Annotated in this window: 21 protein-coding genes and 1 pseudogene; 16 read left to right on the forward strand and 6 right to left on the reverse strand. The window is 74.5% G+C overall.

Annotation, left to right across the window (positions count from 1 at the left end; genetic code table 11):
• The first annotated feature begins 55 nt into the window (after positions 1 to 55).
• A complete protein-coding gene (locus tag ACRYM2_RS03535) occupies positions 56 to 1,435 on the forward strand; it encodes an ATP-binding protein (protein WP_432519916.1) in 1,380 nt (459 codons plus the stop codon).
• Positions 1,436 to 1,535: 100 nt separating this feature from the next.
• Complete coding sequence (locus ACRYM2_RS03540) at positions 1,536 to 2,951, forward strand: ATP-binding protein (RefSeq protein WP_432519918.1); 1,416 nt, start codon at positions 1,536 to 1,538, stop codon at positions 2,949 to 2,951.
• Positions 2,952 to 2,976: 25 nt separating this feature from the next.
• Here ACRYM2_RS03540 and ACRYM2_RS03545 read toward each other — a convergent pair whose 3' ends face one another.
• Both ACRYM2_RS03545 and ACRYM2_RS03550 read right to left on the reverse strand, forming a co-directional pair.
• On the reverse strand, positions 2,977 to 3,666 hold the full coding sequence (locus tag ACRYM2_RS03545) for a response regulator (RefSeq protein WP_432519920.1): 690 nt from the start codon (positions 3,664 to 3,666) through the stop codon (positions 2,977 to 2,979).
• Positions 3,663 to 4,772: a sensor histidine kinase gene (locus ACRYM2_RS03550; protein WP_432519922.1), complete on the reverse strand. Its 1,110-nt coding sequence runs from the start codon at positions 4,770 to 4,772 to the stop codon at positions 3,663 to 3,665. The genes ACRYM2_RS03545 and ACRYM2_RS03550 overlap by 4 nt, the downstream gene beginning before the upstream one ends.
• 135 nt (positions 4,773 to 4,907) lie before the next feature.
• Here ACRYM2_RS03550 and ACRYM2_RS03555 point away from each other — a divergent pair, with 135 nt between their 5' ends.
• From ACRYM2_RS03555 to ACRYM2_RS03565, 3 genes are all read left to right on the forward strand, one after another.
• Positions 4,908 to 6,194 (forward strand): serine hydrolase domain-containing protein, encoded by a 1,287-nt coding sequence (locus ACRYM2_RS03555; protein ID WP_432519924.1) that lies wholly within the window; start codon positions 4,908 to 4,910, stop codon positions 6,192 to 6,194.
• A gap of 77 nt (positions 6,195 to 6,271) precedes the next feature.
• Positions 6,272 to 6,901 (forward strand): nucleotidyltransferase domain-containing protein, encoded by a 630-nt coding sequence (locus ACRYM2_RS03560; RefSeq protein ID WP_432519926.1) that lies wholly within the window; start codon positions 6,272 to 6,274, stop codon positions 6,899 to 6,901.
• Positions 6,898 to 7,308 carry a HEPN domain-containing protein gene (locus ACRYM2_RS03565; RefSeq protein WP_432519928.1) on the forward strand — a complete coding sequence of 137 codons (411 nt, stop codon included), beginning with the start codon at positions 6,898 to 6,900 and terminating at the stop codon, positions 7,306 to 7,308. Before ACRYM2_RS03560 ends, ACRYM2_RS03565 begins: the two co-directional genes overlap by 4 nt.
• A gap of 67 nt (positions 7,309 to 7,375) precedes the next feature.
• Here the strand turns inward: ACRYM2_RS03565 and ACRYM2_RS03570 are convergent, their stop codons facing one another.
• Both ACRYM2_RS03570 and ACRYM2_RS03575 read right to left on the reverse strand, forming a co-directional pair.
• Positions 7,376 to 9,157: a putative bifunctional diguanylate cyclase/phosphodiesterase gene (locus ACRYM2_RS03570; protein WP_432519930.1), complete on the reverse strand. Its 1,782-nt coding sequence runs from the start codon at positions 9,155 to 9,157 to the stop codon at positions 7,376 to 7,378.
• On the reverse strand, positions 9,154 to 9,993 hold the full coding sequence (locus ACRYM2_RS03575) for an alpha/beta fold hydrolase (protein ID WP_432519932.1): 840 nt from the start codon (positions 9,991 to 9,993) through the stop codon (positions 9,154 to 9,156). The genes ACRYM2_RS03570 and ACRYM2_RS03575 overlap by 4 nt, the downstream gene beginning before the upstream one ends.
• A gap of 169 nt (positions 9,994 to 10,162) precedes the next feature.
• On the opposite strand from ACRYM2_RS03575, the gene ACRYM2_RS03580 reads away from it, so the two are divergent.
• Positions 10,163 to 11,110 carry a hypothetical protein gene (locus ACRYM2_RS03580; protein ID WP_432519934.1) on the forward strand — a complete coding sequence of 316 codons (948 nt, stop codon included), beginning with the start codon at positions 10,163 to 10,165 and terminating at the stop codon, positions 11,108 to 11,110.
• A gap of 269 nt (positions 11,111 to 11,379) precedes the next feature.
• Positions 11,380 to 11,645: pseudogene (locus tag ACRYM2_RS03585) on the forward strand (DUF8836 family protein).
• 23 nt (positions 11,646 to 11,668) lie between these two features.
• Here ACRYM2_RS03585 and ACRYM2_RS03590 read toward each other — a convergent pair.
• Positions 11,669 to 13,006, reverse strand: a complete 1,338-nt coding sequence (locus ACRYM2_RS03590) for an Nramp family divalent metal transporter (protein ID WP_432519936.1) — start codon at positions 13,004 to 13,006, stop codon at positions 11,669 to 11,671.
• Positions 13,007 to 13,073: 67 nt separating this feature from the next.
• A complete protein-coding gene (locus ACRYM2_RS03595) occupies positions 13,074 to 14,117 on the reverse strand; it encodes a LacI family DNA-binding transcriptional regulator (RefSeq protein ID WP_432519937.1) in 1,044 nt (347 codons plus the stop codon).
• A gap of 356 nt (positions 14,118 to 14,473) precedes the next feature.
• Here ACRYM2_RS03595 and ACRYM2_RS03600 point away from each other — a divergent pair, with 356 nt between their 5' ends.
• Genes ACRYM2_RS03600 through ACRYM2_RS03640 form a run of 9 tightly spaced genes read left to right on the forward strand, consistent with a single transcriptional unit; the run spans position 14,474 to position 23,717 of the window.
• Positions 14,474 to 15,778 carry an ABC transporter substrate-binding protein gene (locus ACRYM2_RS03600; RefSeq protein ID WP_432519939.1) on the forward strand — a complete coding sequence of 435 codons (1,305 nt, stop codon included), beginning with the start codon at positions 14,474 to 14,476 and terminating at the stop codon, positions 15,776 to 15,778.
• A 14-nt stretch (positions 15,779 to 15,792) separates the two neighbouring features.
• Complete coding sequence (locus ACRYM2_RS03605; RefSeq protein ID WP_432519941.1) at positions 15,793 to 16,743, forward strand: carbohydrate ABC transporter permease; 951 nt, start codon at positions 15,793 to 15,795, stop codon at positions 16,741 to 16,743.
• Complete coding sequence (locus ACRYM2_RS03610) at positions 16,740 to 17,627, forward strand: carbohydrate ABC transporter permease (protein ID WP_432519943.1); 888 nt, start codon at positions 16,740 to 16,742, stop codon at positions 17,625 to 17,627. Before ACRYM2_RS03605 ends, ACRYM2_RS03610 begins: the two co-directional genes overlap by 4 nt.
• Positions 17,624 to 18,565, forward strand: a complete 942-nt coding sequence (locus ACRYM2_RS03615) for an aldo/keto reductase (RefSeq protein WP_432519945.1) — start codon at positions 17,624 to 17,626, stop codon at positions 18,563 to 18,565. Before ACRYM2_RS03610 ends, ACRYM2_RS03615 begins: the two co-directional genes overlap by 4 nt.
• Positions 18,562 to 19,665, forward strand: coding sequence for a Gfo/Idh/MocA family protein (locus tag ACRYM2_RS03620; protein WP_432519947.1), 1,104 nt, complete (start codon positions 18,562 to 18,564; stop codon positions 19,663 to 19,665). Before ACRYM2_RS03615 ends, ACRYM2_RS03620 begins: the two co-directional genes overlap by 4 nt.
• Entirely contained in the window at positions 19,665 to 20,036 is a 372-nt protein-coding gene (locus ACRYM2_RS03625) for a tautomerase family protein (protein WP_432519949.1), read from the forward strand. The genes ACRYM2_RS03620 and ACRYM2_RS03625 overlap by 1 nt, the downstream gene beginning before the upstream one ends.
• Complete coding sequence (locus ACRYM2_RS03630; protein WP_432519950.1) at positions 20,033 to 21,181, forward strand: zinc-binding dehydrogenase; 1,149 nt, start codon at positions 20,033 to 20,035, stop codon at positions 21,179 to 21,181. The genes ACRYM2_RS03625 and ACRYM2_RS03630 overlap by 4 nt, the downstream gene beginning before the upstream one ends.
• Positions 21,178 to 21,945: an SDR family NAD(P)-dependent oxidoreductase gene (locus ACRYM2_RS03635; RefSeq protein ID WP_432519952.1), complete on the forward strand. Its 768-nt coding sequence runs from the start codon at positions 21,178 to 21,180 to the stop codon at positions 21,943 to 21,945. Before ACRYM2_RS03630 ends, ACRYM2_RS03635 begins: the two co-directional genes overlap by 4 nt.
• Entirely contained in the window at positions 21,945 to 23,717 is a 1,773-nt protein-coding gene (locus tag ACRYM2_RS03640) for an IlvD/Edd family dehydratase (RefSeq protein ID WP_432519954.1), read from the forward strand. Before ACRYM2_RS03635 ends, ACRYM2_RS03640 begins: the two co-directional genes overlap by 1 nt.
• The last annotated feature ends 17 nt before the right edge of the window (positions 23,718 to 23,734 follow it).

A 23,734-nucleotide genomic window follows, 5' to 3' on the forward strand; every position in this document is an offset into this window, starting at 1 on the left:
TCACGTCACTGACGTGGCTTGCTACTTACGAGCCACGTAAGTCACAATGGTGCGCATGGCCCCGTTCGTCCACCGGGAGGTGGAGCTCGCCGAACTGACCCGCTGGTGGAGCGACCCATCGGCGGGGGCGGCCCTGCTGTGGGGACGCCGCCGCGTCGGCAAGACGGCCTTGCTGCAGCGCTTCTCGGACACCACCGCACCAGAGCGCACGATCTTCCACACCGGCGCCGGCCGCCCCGCCCCCGCCGAGCTGCAGCAGCTCTCCCGCGCCGTGCCACCCGCGCTGCGCGGGGTGCGGGACCTCACGAGCCGACCGTTCACCGACGCTGACGACCTCCTGGACCACCTGGCCCGCGAGGCCCAGGACGAGCCCGTGCTCCTCGTCCTCGACGAGTACCCCGAGCTGCTGCGCTCGGTGCCGGAGCTGTCCGGCATCCTGCGCGCCTTCCTCGACCGGCCCGCGAGCCGCGGGGTGCGGGTGCTGCTCTGCGGTTCCGCGGTCCGCAGCATGGCCGAGCTGCAGGAGGAGCGCTCGCCGCTGTTCGGCCGCTTCGGCCTGCGTCTGCAGCTGCACCCCTTCGCCCCCCACGAGGTGTCCGCGCTGCTGCCGGACCTCGCCCCCGTCGAGCGGGCTCAGGTCCACGCCCTCCTCGGCGGCATGCCGCTGTACCTGTCGTGGTGGGACACCGGTGACGACCTCGCCGGCAACCTGCGGCGGCTCGCCACCCGGCCCGGCGGGCTGCTGCTCACCGAGGGCGACCTGCTGCTGGCCACCGAGGTCGAGCGCGGCGAGCAGCCGGCCGCAGTGCTGCAAGCCATCGCCGCGGGAAAGACCAAGCACCAGGAGATCAAGGCGTGGGTCGGGGCCGAGCCCAGCCGCACCCTCGACCGCCTCGTCGAGCTGCGCCTGATCGAGCGCATCGTCCCCGTCACCGAGGACCCCCGGCGCACCCGGCGACGCAGCTACCGCATCGCCGACAACTTCCTCGCCTTCCACCTCGGCCTGCTCGGCCGCTACCGCCCGGAGATCGAGCGCGGGCTGGGGGAGTCGATCCTGCCGGTGCTCCTGGAGAGCCTCGACGACGCCAGCGGTCCGCCGTGGGAGGTGGCCGTGCGCGAGCACGTCCGCCGGCTGGCCGCCGACGGCCGCTTCGGCGACGGGGTCGTGGCCGTCGGGCCGTGGTGGCGCGGGGACGGCACCGACGAGATCGACGTCGTCGCCCTCGCCGGGCGGCAGCGCACGCCGGTGCTCGTGGGCGAGGTGAAGTGGCGACGCGAAGTGGACGGCGACCGGCTCGTGCGCACCCTGCGGACCAAGGCCGCCGGGCTGGACGTCGACGTGGAGGAGCTGCGGTACCTCGTCGCCGCCCGCGAGGAGGTGCGGCTGCGCTCCGAGGAGGCGGTCGTGGTCACCGCGGCGGACGTCTTCGCCTGACGGTTCCCGGCTCGACGGCTGGACATGGCGGTTCGTACTCCCACTAAAGATGCCCCATGGCCGCTGCACGTATCTACTCTTAAAATGTTAGAGTAGATACGTGCAGCGTCTCGCCGTCGACCGTGCTCTGGCGATGCCTCCTGACGAGGTCGGTCGCGCGCTCGGCGCGCTGCCGGAGGACCAGTGGTTCGAGCGCAAGAGCGCCCGGATCAGCCCGGCCAAGCTCAGCCAAGCGGTCGTCGCCTTCGCCAACGCCGAGGGCGGGACGATCGTCGTCGGCCTCCACGACGGGCGTGTGGAAGGGACGGACGCGGATCCCCGGCACCGCAACGAGCTGCAGCAGGTGCACGTGCAGCACGTCCAGCCACCGGCCCGTGTCCACACGCGTCTCGCGCCGTGCCGCACCGATGACGGTCGCGACGACCACCTGCTCCTCGTGGACGTCAACCCCGGCGACGAGGTCCACGCGACGACCCGGGACGACGTGTACCTGCGGCTCGGCGACGAGACGCGCCGCCTGACCCACGTGCAACGCCGCGAGCTCTTCTTCGACAAGCGGCAGGCCGGGTTCGAGGCCGAGCTCACCACCACCGCCCTCGACAGCGCCGGAGCCGTCGACGCCGAGGCCGCGCAGGAGTACGCCGCGCACGTCGGTCACCCGCACTGGCAGGGCCTGCTCGCCGCGCGCGGCCTGGCGCGGGACGGGCACCTCACGATCGCCGGGCTGCTGCTCTTCGGGCGCAGCCCCGAGAGCGAGCTCCCGAACGCCCACGTGCGGGTGACCCGCTTCGCCGGGCGCGAGCGCGGCACCGGAGCACGTCAGCAGGTGGTCACCGACCGCCGGTTCGAGGGCTCCCTGCTGCGACTCCTGCCTGCGGTGTTCGAGCACGTCCGCGAGGTGCAGCCGCGCCGGCGGGCGCTGGGCAGGGCCGGCCGCTTCGAGGACGTCGCCGCGGTGCCGGAGGACGCATGGCTGGAAGGCGTCGTCAACGCCGTCGTCCACCGCTCCTACAGCCTGCAGAGCGACCACGTGCACGTCGACGTCTTCGACGACCGCATCGAGGTCGAGAGCCCGGGCCGTTTCCCGGGGCTGTCCGACGTGCGGGACCCGCTGTCCGTCCACCGCTTCGCGCGCAATCCCCGCATCGCGCGGGTCTGCGCCGACCTGGACTTCGGCCAGGAGTTCGGCGAGGGGATCCGCCGCATGTTCGACGAGATGCGGCTCGCGGGCCTGCAACCACCCCTCTACCAGCAGACCGAGGGCAGCGTCCGGTTGACGCTGTCCGCCGAAGCGCTCACCCCGCACGGCGGCGAGCGGCTGCCGGAGGAGACCCGGCTGGTCGTCGCCGCGCTGCGCGAGGCCGGGCGGCTGGCGACGCGCGACCTCGCGGAGGTGATGGGGCGGACCAGACCGACCGCTGTCCGCAAGCTCGCCGAGATGCGGGAACAGGGGATCATCCGCTGGAACGGCCAATCCCCGCGGGATCCGCACGCCTACTGGGACCTCCCTTCATAGCTCGGCCGATCGGCCGGCGTACAGATCAGGTACCTGCGCCGCTCCCCGGCACCACGAGCCCGCTCTCGTAGGCCAGCACCACCGCCTGCGCGCGGCTGGACAGCTCCAGCTTGGCCATCACCCGCTTCACGTGCGTCTTCACCGTCGCCTCGCTGAGCACGAACCGGTCCGCGATCTCCGCGTTGCCCAGGCCCTGCCCGATGAGGACGAGGACCTCGCGCTCGCGGGGGGTGAGGGTGTCCACGGCCGCGGAGCCGCTGATCCGCTGCGGGCGGAACGCCTCGACGAGGCGGTGGGTGATGCGGGGGGTGAGCAGGACGTCCCCGGCGGCGACGGCCTCGACGGCGGCGATGATCCGCGCGGGTGGGGTCTCCTTGAGCAGGAACCCGGCGGCGCCGGCGCGCAGGGCGGCGTAGACGTGCTCGTCGAGGTCGAAGGTCGTCAGCACGAGGACCTTCGGCGGCTCCTCGTCCGCGCCGGCGCCGGGGGAGCGGTCGGCGCCGAGGATCCGCCGGGTCGCGGCGATCCCGTCGAGCACCGGCATCCGGATGTCCATGAGCACCACGTCGGGGCGGGTGGCGGCGGTCAGCTCGACGGCCTGCTGCCCGTCGGCGGCCTCGCCGACGACCTCGGTGCCGGGGGCGGCGCGCAGCAGCGCGACGAGACCGGCGCGCACGAGGGCCTGGTCGTCGGCGACGAGGACGCGCACGCTCACCGCTCGCCCCGCACGGGCAGGCGCAGCTCCACGGCGAAACCCCGACCGCCGCGCGGGCCGGCGGTGAGGGTGCCGCCGTAGAGGGCGGCGCGCTCGCGCATCCCGCGCAGGCCGTGGCCCTCCCGCACGGGTGCCGGGGTTCCCGGGCCGTCGTCGTGGACGCCGACGTGCAGCGTGCCGTCGCGGCGCTTGACGAGGACCTGCGCGCGCACGGTCCCGGGCGCGGTGGCGGTGTGCTTGATGACGTTCGTCAGCGACTCCTGCACGACCCGGTACGCGCACAGCTCCTGCCCGGGGCTGAGGTCACCGAACTCGCCGCTGGTGCGCACGTCGACGGCGACGCCGGCGGAGCGGGTGCGCTCGGCGAGGTCCGGAAGCGCGGCCAGGCCCGGCTGGGGCAGGTAGTCGGCGTCGGGGTCGTCGTCGGCGCGCAGCACCTCCAGCAGGCGGCGCATCTCCGCCAGCGCCTCGCGGGTGGTGTCCTCGACCGTGGCGATCGCGGTCTTCGCGGTGGCGGGGTCGTCGTCGAGGACGTACCCGGCGAGCCCGGCCTGCAGGGCGGTCACCGACAGGTGGTGACCCACGACGTCGTGCAGCTCGCGGGCGATGCGGCGGCGTTCGTCGGCGACCGCGCGGGCGGACTGCGCGGCCAGCGCCTCGGTGCGCCGCGCCCAGCGGCGGGTGCTCTCCCCGAGCGCCCACGCCCCGGCGAGGACGAGGGCGGCCTGGGCGAGGTCGAACGAGCTGGGTTCGGGGTCGGAGCCGGTGGCCCCGCCCAGCCACACCACCGCCACCGCCGTGGCGAACAGCGCGGCCGCGGTGCGGCGCGGGCGCAGGGTGGCGACGGTGAACATCGCCACGACCATGCCGAGACCGCTGCCGGGGAAGGTGCCGACCAGGAGCTGGTGCGCGGTGACCGCCGCCAGCACGAGCACCGCCGTGAGCACCGGCACCCGCTGGCGCACCGCGATCGGCGCGGCGGTGAGCGCGGCGAGCACGAGCCCCGGCAGTCCTTCCCCAGCGCGCACCAGCGGGCCCAGGGTGAGCAGCGTCAGCAGCGCGGCGAGCGCCGGGTCGACCAGGGACGAACCGGGCGGTCTGCGCACGCCCGCGAGCCTGGCACGCCGCCCGCGCCCGCCGCCATCGGCCGTCCGGGTCCGCGGTCTACCCCTGCGGGGGTAGGCGAGGTTGCCCGCCTCGGAGGACGCCGCGGGGCGGTCGTCCTCCCTAGCGTCCTCGCCATGACGACGACCACGCGAACGACGATGCGAACGACCACGCGACCGGGCACCGCACCGGCCACCCGCCCCCGCAAGGCCTACCGCACCACCGCCGCCGTCGCGGTGGCCGCGGCCTGCGCGACCCTGGCGACCGCGCTGCCCGCCACCGCCGGTGCGACCCCGCCGCGCGACCACGACGCGCAGCTGCGGCAGGTGCTGCAGCAGGACGCCGACGCGCTGCTGACGCTGGGGACCCCCGGCGTCCTCGCCGAGCTCGACCGCGCCGGCCGCCGCGACATCACCGTCCGCGCCGGCTACGGCGACGTCGCCGCGCAGACCCCCGTCCCGGAGAACGGGCGGTTCCGCATCGCCAGCGTCACCAAGCCGTTCGTCGCCGCGACGCTGCTGCAGCTCGTCGGCGAGGGCCGCCTGTCGCTGGACGACACCGTCGAGCAGCACCTGCCAGGTCTCGTGCAGGGCAACGGCAACGACGGAAACCTCGTGACGATCCGCCAGCTGCTGCAGCACACCAGCGGCCTGCCGGAGTACCTGGCCGCGATGCCGCAGCTGTTCAGCGAGGAAGGTTTCCAGCAGCACCGCTTCGACGAGGTCAGCCAGCAGGAGGCGATCGCGCTGGCGATGACGCAGGCGCCGACGTTCGCACCGGGCACGAGCTGGAACTACTCCAACACCAACTACGTGCTCGCCGGGATGGTCATCGAGCAGGTCACCGGGAACACCTGGCAGCACGAGGTGCGCGAGCGGATCGTGCGCCCCCTCGGCCTGCGGCACACCACCCTGCCGGGCAGTTCCTCGGACATCCCCGGCCCGCACGCCATCGGCTACGAGCGCTTCCCCGGTGAGGGCGCCACCCCGGAGGACCCCCGCTACGGCGAGGCGATCGACGCCACCGAGCTGAACCCGTCGTGGGCGGGCGCGGCCGGGGAGATCATCAGCACGACCGACGACGTCAACGAGTTCCTCCAGGCGCTCGCGGGCGGCCGGGTGCTGCGCCCGGCGCAGTGGGTGGAGATGACCGCGACCGTCGCGGCCAGCGAGGAGTTCCGGGCCAACTGGCCCGGCGCCCGCTACGGGCTGGGGATCATGTGGGTGCCGAACTCCTGCGGCGGCATGTGGGCGCACGGCGGCGACATCCAGGGGTTCATGACCCGCAACGGCGTCACCCCCGACGGCCGGCGCAGCGTCGTCGTCTCCTTCAACACCGACTCCCCGGTGCCGCAGCCGGGCGCGCAGGTCCCGGCCGGGGACATCGCCACGCAGCTCATCGACGACGCGCTCTGCCGGTGATGCACCAGACGCGACGGTGATCGCGGCGCTCGCACGGGTGAGCACCATCCTGCTCGCCCGAGTCCTATGGTGTTCACATGGACCTCGGGCAGCCGGTGCGCAGCGTGGTGCCGTCCTTGGACGGCCCCGTGCTCACCGTCTTGGCTGGACTCACGACTCCTCTCTCCGGCAGGGAGGTCGCGCGCCTCGTGGGTGGCGCCTCCCAGACCGGCGTCCACCGGGTCCTGACCCGCCTCGCCGGGGAGGGGATCGTCCACGCCGAACGACGGCGGAACGCGGTCCACTACAGCGCCAACCGTGAGCACCTCGCCTGGCCCGCCGTCGAGGTGCTCGCCGGTCTGCGGAGCGAACTCCTGCGCCGCATCGGCGAGCACGTCGGAGGGTGGGAGGTCCGCGCGCTGACCGCGGCCGTCTTCGGCTCCCTGGCCCGCGGAGACGGGGGAGTCGACTCGGACGTCGACCTGCTCCTCGTCCGCGCCGACGACGTGGCCGACGAGCGGTTGCGGGTGTGGGGCGAGCAGGTCGATTCGCTGGTGACCGCGGTGGGCGCCTGGAGCGGCAACCCGCTGCAGCCGTACGACGTCTCGCTCCAGGACCTGCGCGCGCACGTCGCGGCCGGCGAGCCGATCGTCCAGTCCTGGCGCCGGGAGGCCATCACCCTCGCCGGCCGCGACCTCACCGCGCTGCTGCGGAGCGTGGCGCGGTGAGCCCGGCCGGCCGCACCAGCGACTGCTCGCCCTCGGAGGGGCGCGTCCGCCTGGAGCAGGCGCGAGCCTTCCTCGAGGTCGCCGAGCTGGTCCTCGAGGAGTCGGACGACGGTCTCGCCACCCCTCAGGTCGCCGCGTCGCCGGCGGTGCTGTGCGGCATCGCCGCATCCGACGCCGTGTGCTGCAGCCGCCTCGGCCGGCGTTCGCGCGGTCAGGACCACCGCCAGGCCGTCGACCTGCTCGCGACCGTCCTGCCCGACGGGCCGGCCATGGCCAAGGACCTGCGGCGGCTGCTGGAGATCAAGGACCAGGCGCACTACGCGGCGACGATGGTCTCCGCTCCGCGGGCGGAGCAGGCGGTCCAGTGGGCGCGGCGGCTGTACGACCTGGCTGTGCGCACCGGGTGAAGTGGCGGTAGATCCAGATCGTGCACCCGCCCGTGTTCGAGGTTGAGCGACAACCTCGAGCACGGGTTCACCGGATCGCCGCCTCGTCGTGGTCCCGGGTCGAACCGCTGCGCTCGCGCGCCCACTGCTGCACCGCGTCCGCGTCCACCGGCCGGGAGAACAGGTACCCCTGCACGACGTCGCAGCCCATCCCGGCCAGCGCCTCGCGCTGCTGCTCGCTCTCCACGCCCTCGGCGACGGTGCGCACGCCGAGGGCCTGGGCCAGCTGCACGCAGGCCCGCACGATGGCGGTGTCGCCGTCGCTGGCGCCGAGGCCGGTGACGAAGGAGCGGTCGATCTTCAGCTCGTCGACGGGGAAGCGCTGCAGGTAGGTCAGGCTCGCGTAGCCGGTGCCGAAGTCGTCGACGGAGACGCCGACGCCGAGCTGCTTGAGCGCCACCAGCGTGGCCGCGGCCGCGTCGGGGTCCGCGGCGAGTGAGGTCTCGGTGACCTCCAGGACGAGCAGGTGCGCGGGCAGGCGGTGGCGCTCCAGCGCGGCCGTCACGGCCTCCACCAGACCGGGGTCGGTGAGCTGGCGGGTGGACAGGTTCACCGCCACCTCCACGGTCGCGCAGCCGGGGTCGCGGGCCCAGCCGGCGGCCTGGGCGACGGCGGCGTCGAGCACCCAGGCGCCCAGCTCGCGGACCAGGCCGGACTGCTCGGCGAGCTCGATGAACTCGACCGGCGCCAGCAGCCCGCGCACCGGGTGCTGCCAGCGCACGAGCGCCTCCACGCCCACCAGCCGCCCGTCGCGCAGGCGGACCTGCGGCTGGTGGTGCAGGCGCAGCTGGCCGTCGGCGATGCCGCGGCGCAGTTCCCCGAGCAGGCGCAAGCGGTCGGCGGCCGCGCCGGTGCGGGTGGGGTCGTGCACCTCCACGCGCCCGCGGCCGCGGGCCTTGGCGCGCTGCACCGCCACCGCGGCGTCGTGCAGCACCCGCTGCGCTGCACCGGGACCCGACGGGGAGAGCGCCGCGCCGATGCTCGCCGAGGCGACGACCTCCAGGCCGGCGAGGACGACGGGGGCGGTGAGCGCCTCCAGCAGCCGCTCGGCGAGGCCGCGGGCCGCCTCCACGTCCTCGCAGCGCTCCACGACGGCGAACTCGTCCGCGGACAGCCGGGCCACCACGGCGCCCTCGCGCACCGCGGCGCCCAGCCGCGCGGCCACCGTCAGCAGCAGCTCGTCGCCGGCGGCGGTGCCCAGGCTCTCGTTGACGACGGCGAAGTGGTCCAGGTCCACCACGAGGACCCCGACGTCGGTGCGGCCGCCGGCGAGCGCGGCGTCCAGGTGCGCGGCCAGCCCGGCCCGGTTCGGCAGCCCCGTCAGCGGGTCCGCCAGCGCCTGCCGGCGCGCCTCGACCTCCGCGGCGGCGCGGCGGTCCTCGGACTCCTCCGCGCGGTGCAGCGCGGCGATGAGCTCCTGCTCGTGGGCGCGCCGCTCGGGGGCGGCGAAGACGATGACGCGCACCTCCGCGTCCGCGCCCTCGCGCGGCGGGACGCGGGTGGCGGTGACCAGCGCCGGGCGGCGGGTGCGGTCGGCGGCGACGACCTCCACCACCACCTCGCTGACGCTGCCGGCCGTGCCCAGCTGCGGGGCGCTGTGGGTGGACCACAGGATCCGGTCGCCCACCGGCAGCAGCCGCCCGAACGCCGAGCCCAGCAGGTCCTCGCGCCGGTGCCCCGTCCAGGCCAGGAACGTCGCGTTGACGCGGGTGATCCGCCCGCCGTCGGTGGTCGTCAGGTACCCGACCGGGGCGTGCTCGAACAGCGCCTCGAACCCCGCGTCGGCGCCGCCGGTGGTCGCGGTGGTCACGGCCGCCCGGGGAGGTGCGCGAGGACCGCCGCGGCCGTCGCCGCCGGTGCGCTGACGTGCGGGCAGTGCCCAGAGGCGTCCAGCTCCACCAGCGTGGCGTGCGGCAGCCGCGCGACGACCTCCCGCACCGCGGTGTCGGTGGCCAGGGCGTCGTCGCGGCACTGCAGGACGAGCGTCGGGGTGCTCACGCGGGCCAGCAGCTCGCGCGAGTCGGTGCTGAACGTGGCCCGCGCGAAGTCGCGCGCCGTCCCGGGGTGCAGCTGGCGCATGGCGCCCGCGAACTCCTCCCCGAGCTCGGGCCGCTCCGCGTTCCCCATGATCATCGGGGCGACGGTGGCGGTCCACGACAGGTAGTTGTGGTCCAGGGAGTCCAGCAGCTCCTCGACGTCCTCGGCGGAGAAGCCGCCCTCGTACCCAGCCGCGGCGTCGTCGGTGTAGCACGCGGACGGCGCGATCATCACCAGCTGGGCGAAGCGCTCCGGCGCCCGCAGCGCGGCGCGCGCGGCGATCATCGAGCTGACGCTGTGGCCCACGACGACGACGTCGTGCAGGTCCAGCTCCTCGCACACCGCCACGAGGTCCGCGGCGTACCCGTCGAGGCTGGAGTACCGCGCGCGGTCGTAGGCCGCCGCGTCGAAACCGCCGGCACCGGCCTGGTCCAGCAGGACGACGCGGCACCCGTCCAGGAACGCCGGCAGCACCCGGTCCCACGCCTGCTGGTCGGTGCCGAAGCCGTGCACGAGCAGGAGCACCGGCCCGTCCGGGCGGCCCAGGACGCGCACGTGGTGGCGGGCGGCCGCGGTACCTGCCGGCGCGGCGGTGGGGTGGGTGTTCACGGCGGACTCCTCCGGGGCGGGACCCCGCGTCGATCTCGACAGGCTGCCCGGAGGGCATCGGCAGGCGCGGGCCGGGGCTTGAACGGCGCCGCCCGCGGGCACCCGGCGCCGCTGCGGAGCACCCGGTCGGCCCGCGCGCGTCCGGTCGCCGGTGCGGCACGATCGCGGGGTGCTGATCGTGGTGGACAGGAGCAGCGTGGCGATGGGCGACGACGTCGAGCCCCACCGGCGCACCGTGGAGGTGCCCGACGGCGCCCCGCTGGAGGAGGTGCTGCGCCGCACCGCCCCCGACGCCTCCGTCTGCGGCGGCTCCACCTGGATCACCTCCTGGAACGACGTCCCCGTCGCCGTGCACTCCTCCGGCTGGGGCACCGGCCGGTTCTGGGACGAGCGGTACCGCACGGTCGCCGACCTGCCCGCCACCGCCGACGGCGCCCTGCCGGTGGTGTTCCACCGGTACTGGGCGCAGCTGGACGCCGACTGGCTGCTGGAGCGGCTGCGCGCCGGGGAACCCCTGGACCGCAGGGCGCTGCAGGAGCGGTGGGTGCCGATCGCCGCGCAGCGCCGCAAGCACGCCCTGCGCGAGCGCGAGCGCACCCACCCCGGCCGCCTCCTCGACGCCGCGACCGTCGCCGCCCTCACCGCGCTGGGCGCCCGCGTGGACCTGCACACCGACCGGGTGTGCCGCTTCAGCGTGGGAGGTGCGAGCGGCCCGGAGGCGTCCTGGCGCGCGGAGCTGCACGACACGATGACGCTGGTGTGGACGCCCGACGGGCGCTGCGGCAGCCTGCGCCCGATCGCCCTCGCGCAGCCGTGGCTGGTCGCCCTCGTCGGGGCGGCGGTCAGCGGGCGCGGTGCGGACGCGCTGCCCGCACCGGCCGTCGGGGCGAGCGTGCGCCGCAGCCCGTCGCTGTGGACGGTGACGCGCGAGGTCGACGGCCGCCAGGAGCTGGCGCAGCTGCCCGACGAGGCGCACGCGCAGTGGTTCCGCCGCGTCCTGGGGCGCTCGGTGCAGGAGGTGGCCGCAGCCTACGGAGCGGGCCCGCCCGCGACGCCGGGCGCCGGTCCCGGGGCGCGGCCGCGCGGCCTGCTGCGGTGGTGGCGCAGCAGGCGCTGAACGGCCGCCGGGTCCGCGCCGGGTCCGCGCCGGGTCCGCGCCGGGTCCCCGCGGGGAGCTCCGGAGAGGTTCGCCGGGAGGGGCTCCGGAGGGAAGTTCTCGCAGGTCAGGGGTGTTGAGAACAGTGGCGGGGCACCGTCGAGGCCCCGGGCTCCACCCCTCGTCGCCGTGAGCGACCCCCGTGCCGACAGGCGCGCTCCCGGTGCACCGCCACCACCCTCTCCCCGGTTCCTGCAGCGGAGCCGGACCACCCCAGCCAGGAGGCAACCGTGAAGGGCGATCGAGTCGAGATCGTCGTCGACGCCGGCGGCGACACCCGCACCTACGAGGTCGAGGCGACCCGCGCGGGCCGCCGCGTGGACGTCAGCCACGGGCGCGGTCTCGTGGAGGTCACGAGGTCACCCGCGGCGGCACCCCCGTGCGCACGGCCCGGTTCATGGCCGCGCGCGTCATCGCGCTCGTCGAGCACCCCTCGCCCCGCGCGGGTGCCGAGGAGGACGAGGAGACGGTGACGCCGCTGCGCGCCACCGCCTGACCCCCACCGTCGCCGGCCGGCTCTCACAGCCGGCCGGCGACGTCCGTGACGAGCAGCGCGGTGAACAGCACCGAGGCCGCTCCCAGCAGGCCGTTGGACACCCAGCCCGAACGCCCCTCGCGCGCGATGCGCCGGGAGTTCAGCAGCAGCATGAGCGTGATCGCCAGGAACGGCATGAACACCGATCCGAGCAGGCCGTAGACCAGCGTCAGGCCGAACGGCTTGTCGACGAACAGCAGCGCCATCGGCGGGAACGTCAGCCACAGCAGGTACCCGCGGAACGCCAGCGACTTCTCCACCGCGACGGCGCGGTAGCCCTCGCGGGTCGGCTCCGTGCCCGTGACGTCGGCGCGGGCGGCGCTGCCGGGGCCGACCTCGGCGGCGCGCCCGTGCGGCAGCCGCACCGCGCGGGTGAAGTCCGCGAACATCAGCGACACCCCGTTCCAGACCCCGAGCAGCGACGACGACGTCACCGCGAGGAACCCGACGAGGAACAGCAGTCGCGCCCACTGCCCGTAGGTCTCGCCCAGCGCCGCGCCGAGGGTGAGCAGGCCGTCGTCGGAGGCCGTGAGGTCCTGGCCGAAGAGCATCGTCGAGCCGACGACGAGCATCGCGACGACGAAGATGCCGGTCATCACGTAGCCGACGGCGTTGTCCAGCCGCATCATCGACAGCCAGCCCGTGCCGCGCCAGCCCTTGGCGAACATCCAGTACCCGTAGGCCGCCATCGTGATGGTGCCGCCGACCCCGCCGACGAGGCCGAGGACGTAGATCGTCGAGCCGTCCGGCAGCCGCGGCACCAGACCGCCCGCGAGGTTCCCCAGGTCCGGGCTGACGAGGACGGCGACCGAGACGACGGTGGTGAACTTCAGCAGCACCAGCACCGTCATGAACTTCTCGAACGCGTGGTAGCGCTGCGCCCACACCAGCAGCAGCCCGGCGACACCGGCGATCATCGCCCAGTAGCGCACCGACAGGCCGCCGAAGAGGGCGTTGAGCGGCAGGCCCACCGCGGACATCGCCGTCGCCCCGTACACGAACCCCCACAGCACGATGTAGACGCCGAAGAACGTCGTCGCCCACCGCCCCAGCCGGCGCCAGCCGTCCAGCAGCGTCGTGCCGGAGGCCAGGTGCCAGCGGCCGACGCCCTCGCCGAGCGCCAGCTTGAGGACCGTGCCGGCCACGGCCGCCCACAGCAGCACGGTGCCGAACCGGGCCCCCGCCACCATCGTCGCGACGAGGTCGCCGGCACCGACGCCGGTGGCCGCCGCGAGCAGCCCGGGACCCACCTGCCGCACCTTCTGCTTCAGGCCCACCGGCGGTGCGAGCCGGACGGAGGGACCGCTGTCGACCGTTGCCATGGGTTCTCGCTCCTCGTCGCGCGGGAAGGCCGTGACGGGCGCCGAGGTCGACGCCTCGGGAACCACCCTACGAGGACGCGCGCGGGGGAGCGGTGGAGTCGCGGACGACGAGCTGGGTGGCGAGCTCGATGTGGTGGGGGTCCAGGACCTCCCCCTCGACCAGGCGCAGCAGCATCTGCAGCGCGAAGCGGCCCATGTCCTGCAGGGGGGTGCGCACCGTGGTGAGGGCGGGGGTCACCCAGCGGGCCACGTAGGTGTCGTCGAAGCCGACGACCGAGAGGTCCTCGGGCACCCGCACGCCGTGGGCGCGGGCGGCCTGGACGACCCCGAAGGCGCAGACGTCGGTGACGGCGAAGATCGCGGTGGGCGGGGCGTCGGAGGCGAGCAGCCGGCCGGCGAGCTCGACGCCGGCGTCGAAGCCGAATCCGCCGTCGACGACGAGCGCGGGGTCGACGGGCAGGCCGGCGTTGGCCATCGCGGCGCGGAAGCCGTGCAGGCGGGCCTGGCTGATGGCCGCGCCCGCCGGGCCGCCGAGGTGGGCGATGCGGCGGTGCCCCAGGGAGACGAGGTGCTCGGTGGCGGTCAGCCCGCCGGTCCAGTTGGTGGCGCCCACGCTGGCGACGCCGGCCTGCGGGGTGTGCACGGGGTCGACGACCACCAGCGGCAGGCGGACCTTGGCGAAGCCGGCCACCTGCTGGGAGGTGAGGTCGGAGGTGACGACGAGCACGCCGTCGCGTCCGGCCTTGACCAGCCGCCGCGCCCACGTGGTGCCGCTGCTGTAGCCGGACATGCCGTCGGAGAAGCGGCCCACGACGACGTCGGCGTCCGCGACCGTGCCCGCGTCGGTGACCCCGCGGATGAGCTCGGTGGCGTAGGGGCTCATGAAGTCGTCGAAGATCAGGCCGATCGTGCGGTGACCGCTGCCGGCGCGCTTGGGCGGCACCTGCAGGTACTCGTGCTCCACGAGCAGGCGCTCGATCCGCTCGCGGGTGCGCGCGCCCACGTCGTCGCGGCCGTTGAGCACCTTGGACACGGTGGCCGTGGACACCCCCGCCGCGGCGGCGATGGCCGCGAGCGTGGGGCGCTTGCCGCGCCCGTCGACCTCGCTCACCCGTCCTCCTCTGCACTCCGTCGATCACGCGCATCATCCCGCAGCGCGCGCCCCCACCCGCGCACCGGCGTCGTCGCCGGCAGGCGGTGTTGCGAAAGTTGACGCTAGAGCAGCGGCCCGCCCGGGGCAACGATGCCCGGGATTCCCGCCCACTTCGTGCCGCAATCCCTCTTGACGCTGCGGTGAGGCGAGTCCTAGCGTCTGCCGCATTCAGTCTTTCGCGCAACATTGCGAACATCCGGGCCGCCGAGGGTGGTGACCCGGCAGCGACGACGCCGTCCGACGCGCTCCAGCGCCACGGCTGCACGGTCCCGGCACGCGGTCGTGCCGGTGCACACACGACGACGGAGGACACCGTGCACGACACCTTCCCCGCCACCCCCAGGTCCCTGAGCCGGCGCCGGCTGCTCGCCGGCGGCGCCGCGGCCGGCGCCGCGGCGGCCCTCGCCGCGTGCGGCGGCGGCAGCGACACCGGCAGCGATGGCAGCATCACCCTCGGGCTGTGGACGTGGGCCTCGGAGTTCGAGGACGCCTTCGCCACCGCGGCCGCCGAGTACCACACCCTGCACCCGGACGTCACCGTCAAGCCGCGCTACTGGAGCTTCGCCAACTACGCCCCCTCGCTGCAGGCCGCGCTCGCGGCCCAGGAGGAGGCCGACATCTTCATGCCGCTCGTCTCCACGCTGGCCCTCGGCCAGGCCGAGCGCACCATCGACCTCAAGCAGGCGCTCGGGCAGGACTTCCTCGACGGGTTCTTCCCCTCCACCAACGAGGAGAACGTCTACGGGGACGGCCAGTACGCAGTCGGCTGGGCCGCCCAGACCTTCGGCCTGTTCTACAACACCACCATCATGAACCAGCTCGGCCTGCAGCCGCCGGAGACCTGGGACGACCTCGCCGCGATGGCCCCGAAGATCAACGCCGCCGGGTACGTGACGATGTCCATCCAGGGCAACCCGTCGAACCAGCTGTCCGACTTCATGCTGCCCATCATCACCCAGATCACCGACGACCCCCAGGTCGTGCTCGACCTCGACGCCCACGAGAAGGACGGCGTCAGCTGGGACAGCGAACCCGTCGTGCAGGCGCTCACCGTCGTCAAGCAGCTCAAGGACGCCGGCGTGTTCGCCGACGGCGTCCTGGCCACCGACAGCGACACCGCCAACAGCACCTTCACCAGCGGCAAGGCCGCGATGCTGTTCACCGGCTCGTTCTTCCCGCCCTCGCTGCAGACGACGGCACCCCCGGAGTTCCTCACCCAGTACGGCATCGCCAAGACGCCCGCGATCGAACCCGGCGGCAAGCACTGGTGCGCCAACCAGGCCGGCTACACCTGGGCCGTCAGCTCCGGCTCGAAGAACCAGGAGGCCGCCGTCGACTTCCTGAAGTACCTCTACGACCCGGACCGCTACCTGAAGATGATGAACGACACCTTCTCCATGCCCAGCACGAAGGCCGCCGCCGACGGCGTCACCAGCTCGGACATCAAGACGATGACCTCCTGGCTGCTGGACGGCGAGGGCGCCCCGCACATCATGTTCGGCAAGGGGACGCTGGACTCGGTGACCAACGGCGTCGTCTCGGTCGTCGACGGCTCGGCCACCCCGGCCCAGGCCGCCAAGGCCATCGAGGCGGCCGTCGTGCAGAACCGGAAGATCTGAGGTCACCGCCCGCGATGACCACGACGACACCCACCCGGAAACCACCTGCCGCGGTCTCCCGCCGCCGCGCCGAGCGCCCCCTCACCGGCTGGTCCAACCCCACCGGCCTGGCGTTCGTGCTGCCCGCGCTCGCCTTCTTCGGGGTCTTCATCGCCTACCCCGTCCTGCGCACCTTCCACCTGTCGATGACGACCGCCGACGGGTTCGGCGGTTCCTCCTTCGCCTGGTTCCACAACTACGGCGTCATGGTCACCGACCCAATCTTCCGCAAGGCCGCGCTGGTCACGGTCGTCTACACCGTGGTCACCACGGTCCTGCACACCGTCCTCTCGCTGGCCCTCGCCCTCATCGTGCACGCCGGCCCGCGCCGCAGCGCCGTCGTCTACCGCACCCTGTTCTTCCTGCCCGCCGCGGTGTCGCTGACCGTCACCGGCCTGCTGTGGCGCATCGGCCTCACCCCGGTGTTCGGCGTCTTCAACCGCGTCCTGGACGCCGTCGGCCTCGGCGCGCTGCAGCACGAGTGGCTGGGCGACACCGCCACCGTGCTGCCCACGATCATCGTGGTGTCGCTGTGGCAGTCCACGGGGCTGTTCATGCTCATCTTCTACGCCGCCCTGGGCAACGTGGACACCTCCATCGCCGAGAGCGCCCGCGTCGACGGCGCCGGCCCGCTGCGCGAGGCGTGGAGCATCACCATCCCCATGCTGCGCCCCGTCATCGAGGTCGTCGTCATGCTCAACGTCCTCAACGGCCTGAAGGTCTTCGACCTCAACTTCGTCATGTCCAACGGCGGCCCGCTGCACGCCTCGGAGTCGCTGAGCAGCTACACCTACCTGCTGACCTTCGGCTCCTCCACCGGCGGGGTGCCCTCCTTCGGCTACGGCTCGGCGATCAGCGTCGTCGTCTTCCTCGTCGCCGGCGTCGCCACGCTGCTGCTGTACCGCTTCCGGAAGGGGGAGGCATGAGCTCCACCGCCCTCCAGCGCCCCGCCGCCGTCCCGGCGGTGGCGCGCCGCCCGCGCCGCGGCGCCGCCGCGATCTCCCGCCGCGTCCTGTGGCACGCGGTGATGATCGCCGTCGCGGTCTGCGCCGTCGCGCCGCTGCTCTACATGGTGCTCACCTCGATCCGCCCGCAGGCCACGGCCTTCAGCGGGCCGATCATCCCCGACTCCCTCACCGGCGTCGGCTACGACTTCGCCTGGAACGAGCTGCAGATCTGGCGCAACTTCCTCAACAGCGTCCTCATCACCGGCACCACCCTCGCGCTGACGATCGCGGCCGCCACCCTGGCCGGCTACGCCTTCTCCCGCATCGGCTTCACCGGGCGCAACCTGCTCTTCTTCGTCGTCACCAGCGCCCTGTTCCTGCCCGGGGTCGCCACCCTCATCCCCGTCTACCTGGAGCTGCAGAGCTTCGGCCTGCTCGGCAGCCGGCTCGGCCTCATCCTCGTCTACACCGCCGGCGGCGTGTCGTTCTCGCTGTTCCTCATGCGGACCTTCTTCGACGCCCTGCCTCACGAGCTCAGCGAGGCCGCCCGCCTCGACGGCGCCAGCGAGGTGCAGATCTTCTGGCGCGTCATGCTGCCGCTGGCCGCACCCGGCATCGCCACCGTGGCGATCTTCCAGATGATCAACGTCTGGAACGAGCTGCTCTTCGCCAGCGCCCTCGTCTCAGACCCCGCCAACCGGCCCATCCAGCCGGTGGCGAACTCCCTCATCGGCCAGTACGCCACGAACTGGCCGGCGCTGACGGCCGCCATGACGCTGTCCGCGCTGCCGATGGTCATCGCCTACGTCGTCTTCCAGCGCTGGTTCGTCGCCGGCCTGACCGCCGGGGCGGTGAAGGCGTGAGCACCGACGTCCTCACCCCCCGGCGGCTGGGCCGCACCGGGTTCAGCGTCACCGCGCTGTGCGTGGGCACCGCCGAGCTCGGCGACATGGCGAACGTCTACGCGCCCGTCCCCGAGGAGCAGGCGCTGGCGACCGCGCGGCGCGCCTTCGCCGGACCCCTCACCTTCGTCGACACCTCCAACGGCTACGGCTCCTCCGAGCGGCGCCTGGGCACCGTGCTGCGCGGGATCGGCGGCGTGCCCGAGGGGATCCTGCTGGCCACCAAGGTGGATCCCGTCGACGGCGGCCCCTTCGACGGCCCGCGGGTGCGCGAGTCGGTGCGCGAGAGCATGGACCGCCTCGGCGTGGACCACCTGCCGCTGCTGCACCTGCACGACCCCGAGCGGATCGGCTTCGAGGCCGCCACCGCGCCCGGCGGTCCCGTGGCCGTCATGCGCGAGCTCGTGCAGGAGGGCCTGGTGGGCCACCTCGGCGTCGCCGGCGGCGACGTGGAGCTGCTGCGCCGCTTCGTGGCCACCGGCGCCTTCGAGGTCGTGCTCAACCACAACCGCTGGACGCTGCTGGACCGCTCCGCCGGCCCGCTGCTGGCCGACTGCGCCGCCGCCGACGTCGCCTTCCTCAACGGCGCCCCCTTCGGCGGCGGCATCCTCGCCAAGGGCCCGGCGGCCGTGCCGCGCTACTGCTACGCCCCCGCCTCCCCGCCGCTGCTGGCCGCCGCCGCCGCGATCGAGGCCGCCTGCGCCCGCCACGGCGTGCCGCTGGCCGCGGCCGCGCTGCAGGACTCCCTGCGCGAGCCGCGCATCACCTCCACCGTCGTCGGCTCCTCGCGCCCCGAGCGGCTGGAGCAGACCCTCGCGCTCGCCGCCACCCCCGTCCCCGACGAGCTGTGGACCGAGCTCGCCGACCTCGTCCCCGAACAGGAGCACTGGCTCGCATGAGCAGCACCACCACTTCCCCCACCGCCGCGCCCACGACGTTCGCCGTCATCGGCAGCGGCTGGCGCTCGGAGTTCTTCCTGCGCCTGGCCCGGGCCGCGCCCGACCGGCTGCAGGCCACCGGCGTCGTCACCCGCACCGCCGAGCGCGGCGAGGAGGTCACCGCCGCCTGGGGGGTGCCCACCCACCGCACCATCGCCGACCTCGTCGCCGCCCGGCGCCCGGACTTCGTCATCGCCTCCGTGCCCTGGGGGCAGATGCCGATCACCGTCCGCGAGCTCGTGGACGCCGGGGTGGCCGTGCTCGCCGAGACCCCGCCCGCCCCCGACCTCGAGGGCCTGCGCGCGCTGTGGAACGACGTCGGCGCCGGCGGGCGCGTGCAGGTCGCCGAGCAGTACCTGCTCATGCCCGGCCACGCCGCACGCCTCGCGGTCGCCCGGGCCGGGACGATCGGCGAGGTCACCTCCGTGCAGTTGTCCTCCACGCACATGTACCACGCCGTCTCGCTGGTGCGCGGGCTGCTCGGCGTCGACATGGAGGAGGTCGTCGTCAACGCCCGCGAGTTCCGCGCGCCGCTGGTGGACCCGTTGAGCTTCGGCGGCTGGGACACCTCCGCCGTGCCGGAGCCGCGCACCACCACCCTGGCCACCCTCGACTTCGGCGACGGGCGCAGCGGCCTGTACGACTTCACCGACAACCAGTGGTGGAACCCGCTGCGCGCCCGGCGCATCGTCGTGCGCGGCTCCACCGGCGAGATCGTCGACGACGCCGTCACCCGCATGGTCGACCCCACCAGCGCGGTCACCTCGCACCTGTCCTACCGCCGCCGCGGCGTCGACATGAACCTCGAGGGCGTGGACCTGGACACCGTGAGCTTCGACGGGCGCGTGGTCTACCGCAACGCCTGGGCCGGCACCCGGATGTCCGAGGACGACGTCGCCGTCGCGCAGATCCTCGCCGACACCGGCGCCTGGGCGCGCGGGGAGGGCCCCGAGCCGTACCCGCTGGCCCAGGGCTGCCAGGACCACGCCATCGCCCTGGCGATGGGCGAGTCCGCCCGCACCGGCGCCGACGTGCGCGTGGCCGAGGAGGTGTGGGCCTGATGCCCCTGGTGCGCATCGACCTGCCCGACAGCACCTCCGCGCAGCAGCGCCGGGCCATCGGCGACGCCGTGCACGCCGGCCTCGTCGAGGGGCTGGGGATGCCCGCCGAGGACCGCTTCCAGATCCTGCGCGCCTCGCCCGCCGAGGCGTTCTCCTTCGACCCGCACTTCATGGGCGGCACCCGGCGCTCGCCGGTCTTCCTCGAGGTGCTGCTCGTGCGCGGCTACTCCACCGAGGTCAAGCGGGCCACGTACGCCGCGGTCGCCCGCCACCTGGAGGCGGTCGGCGTGCGCCCCGACGACGTCTTCCTCGCGCTGCACGAGAACGGCGGCGAGGACTGGTACGTCGGCCGGGCCGGGGACGAGCCGTGAGGGCGGCGGTGCTGCGCACCGCCGGGAAGCCCGTGCGCGTCGAGGACGTCGAGCTGGACGACCCCGGCCCCGAGGAGGTCCTCGTGCGCGTGGAGGCCGCCGGGGTCTGCCACACCGAGCTGCACTACATGAGCGGCGACATCCCCTGCCCGCTGCCGGTCGTCCTCGGCCACGAGGGCGCCGGCACCGTCGAGGCCGTCGGGGCGCGCGTGGACGACCTGCGCCCCGGCCAGCGGGTCGGCTTCACCTGGCGCCCGCGCTGCGGGCGCTGCGAGGCCTGCGTCACCGGCCGCCCCGTCATGTGCGTGGCCGGGCGCGTGCAGGCCCGCAGCGGCGGCCTCGTCGACGGCACCAGCCGGCTGCACCGCGACGGCGAGCAGCTGCACCACTTCCTCGGCGTCTCCTGCTTCGCCGAGCGGGCCGTCGTCTCCCGCGGCGCGCTCGTGCCGCTGCCCGACGACGTGCCCGCGGCCATCGCCGCCATCGCCGGCTGCGCCGTCGTCACCGGCGTCGGCGCCGTCGTCAACGTCGCCTCCGCCGCCGCCCCGCTGGCCGGCCGCTGCGTGCTCGTCGTCGGCGCCGGCGGGGTGGGCCTGTCCGCCGTCATGGGCGCCGTGCTCGTCGGCGCCGGGCAGGTCGTCGTCGTCGACGTGGCCGCCGACAAGCTGCAGCTGGCGCGCCGGCTCGGCGCCAGCGCCACCCTGGACGCCTCCGGCCTGGACGACGGGGCCGTCGTGGCGGCCGTGCACGAGCTCACCGGCGGCGGCGCGGACGTCGCGGTCGAGGCCGTGGGACGGCCCGCCACGCTGCAGCAGGCCTTCGCCGCGCTGCGCCCGGGCGGCACCGTCGTCGCCGTCGGGCTCTCGGCCACCGGCAGCACCGCGGCGATCCCCGTCAACGAGCTCGTGCAGCAGCAGAAGCGGCTCGTCGGCAGCCTCTACGGCTCCGCCAACCCGGCCGTCGACCTGCCGCGGCTGCTGGCGCTGCACCGCGCCGGCCGGCTGCCGCTGGAGCAGCTGCTCGGCGCCCGCCACCCCCTCGAGGGCGTCGCCGCCGCCTACGCGGACCTGCGCGCCGGCGCCGTCGGCCGCGCGGTCGTGCTGCCGGGGACCACCGAGGGAACCACCGCGGGGGCCGCCGCGTGAGCCCCTCCGCCCGCTACCCCAGCCTCGCCGGGGCCGGCGTGCTCGTCAGCGGCGGCGCCAGCGGCCTCGGCGCGGAGTTCGTCACCCGCTTCGCCCGGCAGGGCGCCCGGGTCGCCTTCGTCGACGTCCAGGACGAGGCCGGGAACGCCCTCGCCGAGCAGCTCGCCGCGGCCGGCTGCCCGCCGCCGGTGTACCGGCACACCGACGTGCGCGACCTCGAGGGCTACGCGGCCGTCGTCGAGGAGGTCGCCGCCCTCACCGGCCCGATCACCGTGCTCGTCAACAACGCCGCCGACGACACCCGGCGGCCGCTGGCCGCGGTGGACCGGGACTCGTGGGACGCGGGGTTCCGGGTGAACCTGGACCACCACTTCTTCGCCACCCGGGCCGTGGCGCCGATGATGCGCGCCGCCGGCGGCGGTTCGGTGGTCAACCTCGGCTCCATCAGCACCCACGTCAAGCTCGCCGACCTCGTCGTCTACCGCACCGCCAAGGCCGCCGTCGAGGGGCTGACCCGCGCGCTGGCGCTGGAGCTGGGCGGGGACCGGATCCGGGTGAACTGCGTCATCCCCGGCTGGGTGATGACCGCCCGGCAGCTGGAGCGGTGGGTGGACGAGGAGGCCGAGGCCGTGCTGGACCGGGAGCAGGTGCTGCCGCTGCGGGTGCAGCCCGAGGACGTGGCCTCCCTCGTGCTGTGGCTGGCCGCCGAGGACAGCCGGGCCTGCACGGGCCAGAACTGGATCGTCGACGCGGGGTGGATGTGATGGACGTGCAGGAACAGCAAGCGCAGGAGACGCAGGGGCCGCAGGCCGGGGGAGCGCCCCGGCGCAGCCGGGCGTGGTTCGGGGCCTCCGGGCGCTCGGGGATGCTGTACCGGTCGTGGCTGCGCAACCAGGGCTACGGCGCGGAGGTCTTCGACGGCCGGCCCGTCATCGGCATCGCCACGACGTGGTCGGAGCTGTCCCCGTGCAACGCCCACCTGGACCGGGTGGCCGAGGCCGTCAAGCGCGGGGTGTGGATGGCCGGGGCCTTCCCGCTGGTCTTCCCCGTGATGTCCACCGGCGAAACCCTCATCCGCCCCACCGCCATGCTCTACCGCAACCTCATGGCCATGCAGGCCGAGGAGCTCATCCGCGGCAACCCCCTCGACGGTGTCGTGCTGCTCTCCGGCTGCGACAAGACGACGCCGGCGCTGCTCATGGGCGCCGCCAGCGTCGACCTGCCCGCGATCGTGGTCACCGGCGGGCCGATGCTCAACGGCAAGTTCCGCGGCAAGGACGTCGGCTCGGGAACCCAGGTGTGGCGCTTCGAGGCGGAGATGAAGGCCGGGCGGATGAGCGCCGAGGAGGGCGCGATCGCCGAGGGCTGCATGGCCCGCTCCGCCGGGCACTGCATGACGATGGGCACGGCCTCCACCATGGCCTGCGTCGCCGAGGCCCTCGGCATGCAGCTGCCCGGCTCGGCCAGCTGGCCCGCCGTGGACGCCCGGCGCGGTGAGGTCGCCCAGGCCGCCGGCCGGCGCATCGTCGAGATGGTCGAGGAGGACCTGCGCCCCAGCGCCGTCATGACCCGCGGCGCCTTCGAGAACGCGATCCGGGTGACGGCCGCGATCGGCGGTTCCACCAACGCCATCGTCCACCTGCTCGCCCTCGCCGGCCGGCTCGGGGTCCCGCTGTCGCTGGAGGACTTCGACACCCTCACCCGCGACGTGCCGACGGTCGTCGACCTCATGCCCTCGGGGCGCTTCCTCATGGAGGACTTCTGCTACGCCGGCGGGCTGCCCGCTGTGCTGCGCGACCTCGCCGAGAACGGCCTGCTCAACACCGCCGAGACGACCGTCACCGGCCGCCCGATCGGCGAGCTCGTCGCCGACGCCCCCTGCTACGACCGCGAGGTGATCCGCGCCTTCGATGCGCCGCTGCAGCCGCCGGGCTCGGGGACCGCGGTGCTGCGCGGGAACCTGTGCCCGCGCGGGGCGGTCCTCAAGCAGTCAGCCGCCTCGCCGGACCTGCTGCAGCACACCGGGCGTGCCGTCGTCTTCGACTCCCCGGAGGCCTACCACGCCGTCTGCGACGACGAGGACCTCGACATCGGCGCCGACGACGTCATCGTCGTCCGCGGCGCCGGGCCCCGCGGCTACCCCGGCATGCCGGAGGTCTCCAACGTCCCGCTGCCCGCCAAGCTGCTGCGCGCCGGGGTCACCGACATGGTGCGCATCAGCGACGGCCGGATGAGCGGCACGGGCTTCGGCGCGGTCGTCCTGCACGTGGCACCCGAGGCCGCCGTCGGCGGGCCGCTGGGCCTGCTGCGCACCGGCGACGTCATCGTCCTCGACGTCCCCGCCCGCCGCCTGGACGTGCAGCTGAGCGAGGAGGAGCTCGCCGCGCGCACCCCCTCCTGGGAACGGCGCAGCGGCGTCCCCGACGGCGGCTGGCCGTGGCTGTACGCCGAGCACGTCCTGCAGGCCGACGAGGGCGCGGACCTGGACTTCCTGCGCGGGAGCCGCGGCAGCGCCGTGCCCCGCGACTCCCACTGAGGCCCCTGCCCGACCCC

The organism is Kineococcus aridisoli, assembly GCF_050871885.1.
Taxonomy (GTDB): Bacteria; Actinomycetota; Actinomycetes; order Actinomycetales; family Kineococcaceae; genus Kineococcus.

Coding starts and splice junctions, on each gene's coding strand:
- ACRYM2_RS03560 (WP_432519926.1), top strand. CDS start 6,272: ATGGACCTCGGGCAGCCGGTGCGCAGCGTGGTGCCGTCCTTGGACGGC.
- ACRYM2_RS03555 (WP_432519924.1), top strand. CDS start 4,908: ATGACGACGACCACGCGAACGACGATGCGAACGACCACGCGACCGGGC.
- ACRYM2_RS03605 (WP_432519941.1), top strand. CDS start 15,793: ATGACCACGACGACACCCACCCGGAAACCACCTGCCGCGGTCTCCCGC.
- ACRYM2_RS03620 (WP_432519947.1), top strand. CDS start 18,562: ATGAGCAGCACCACCACTTCCCCCACCGCCGCGCCCACGACGTTCGCC.
- ACRYM2_RS03610 (WP_432519943.1), top strand. CDS start 16,740: ATGAGCTCCACCGCCCTCCAGCGCCCCGCCGCCGTCCCGGCGGTGGCG.
- ACRYM2_RS03535 (WP_432519916.1), top strand. CDS start 56: ATGGCCCCGTTCGTCCACCGGGAGGTGGAGCTCGCCGAACTGACCCGC.
- ACRYM2_RS03625 (WP_432519949.1), top strand. CDS start 19,665: ATGCCCCTGGTGCGCATCGACCTGCCCGACAGCACCTCCGCGCAGCAG.
- ACRYM2_RS03640 (WP_432519954.1), top strand. CDS start 21,945: ATGGACGTGCAGGAACAGCAAGCGCAGGAGACGCAGGGGCCGCAGGCC.
- ACRYM2_RS03590 (WP_432519936.1), bottom strand. CDS start 13,006: ATGGCAACGGTCGACAGCGGTCCCTCCGTCCGGCTCGCACCGCCGGTG.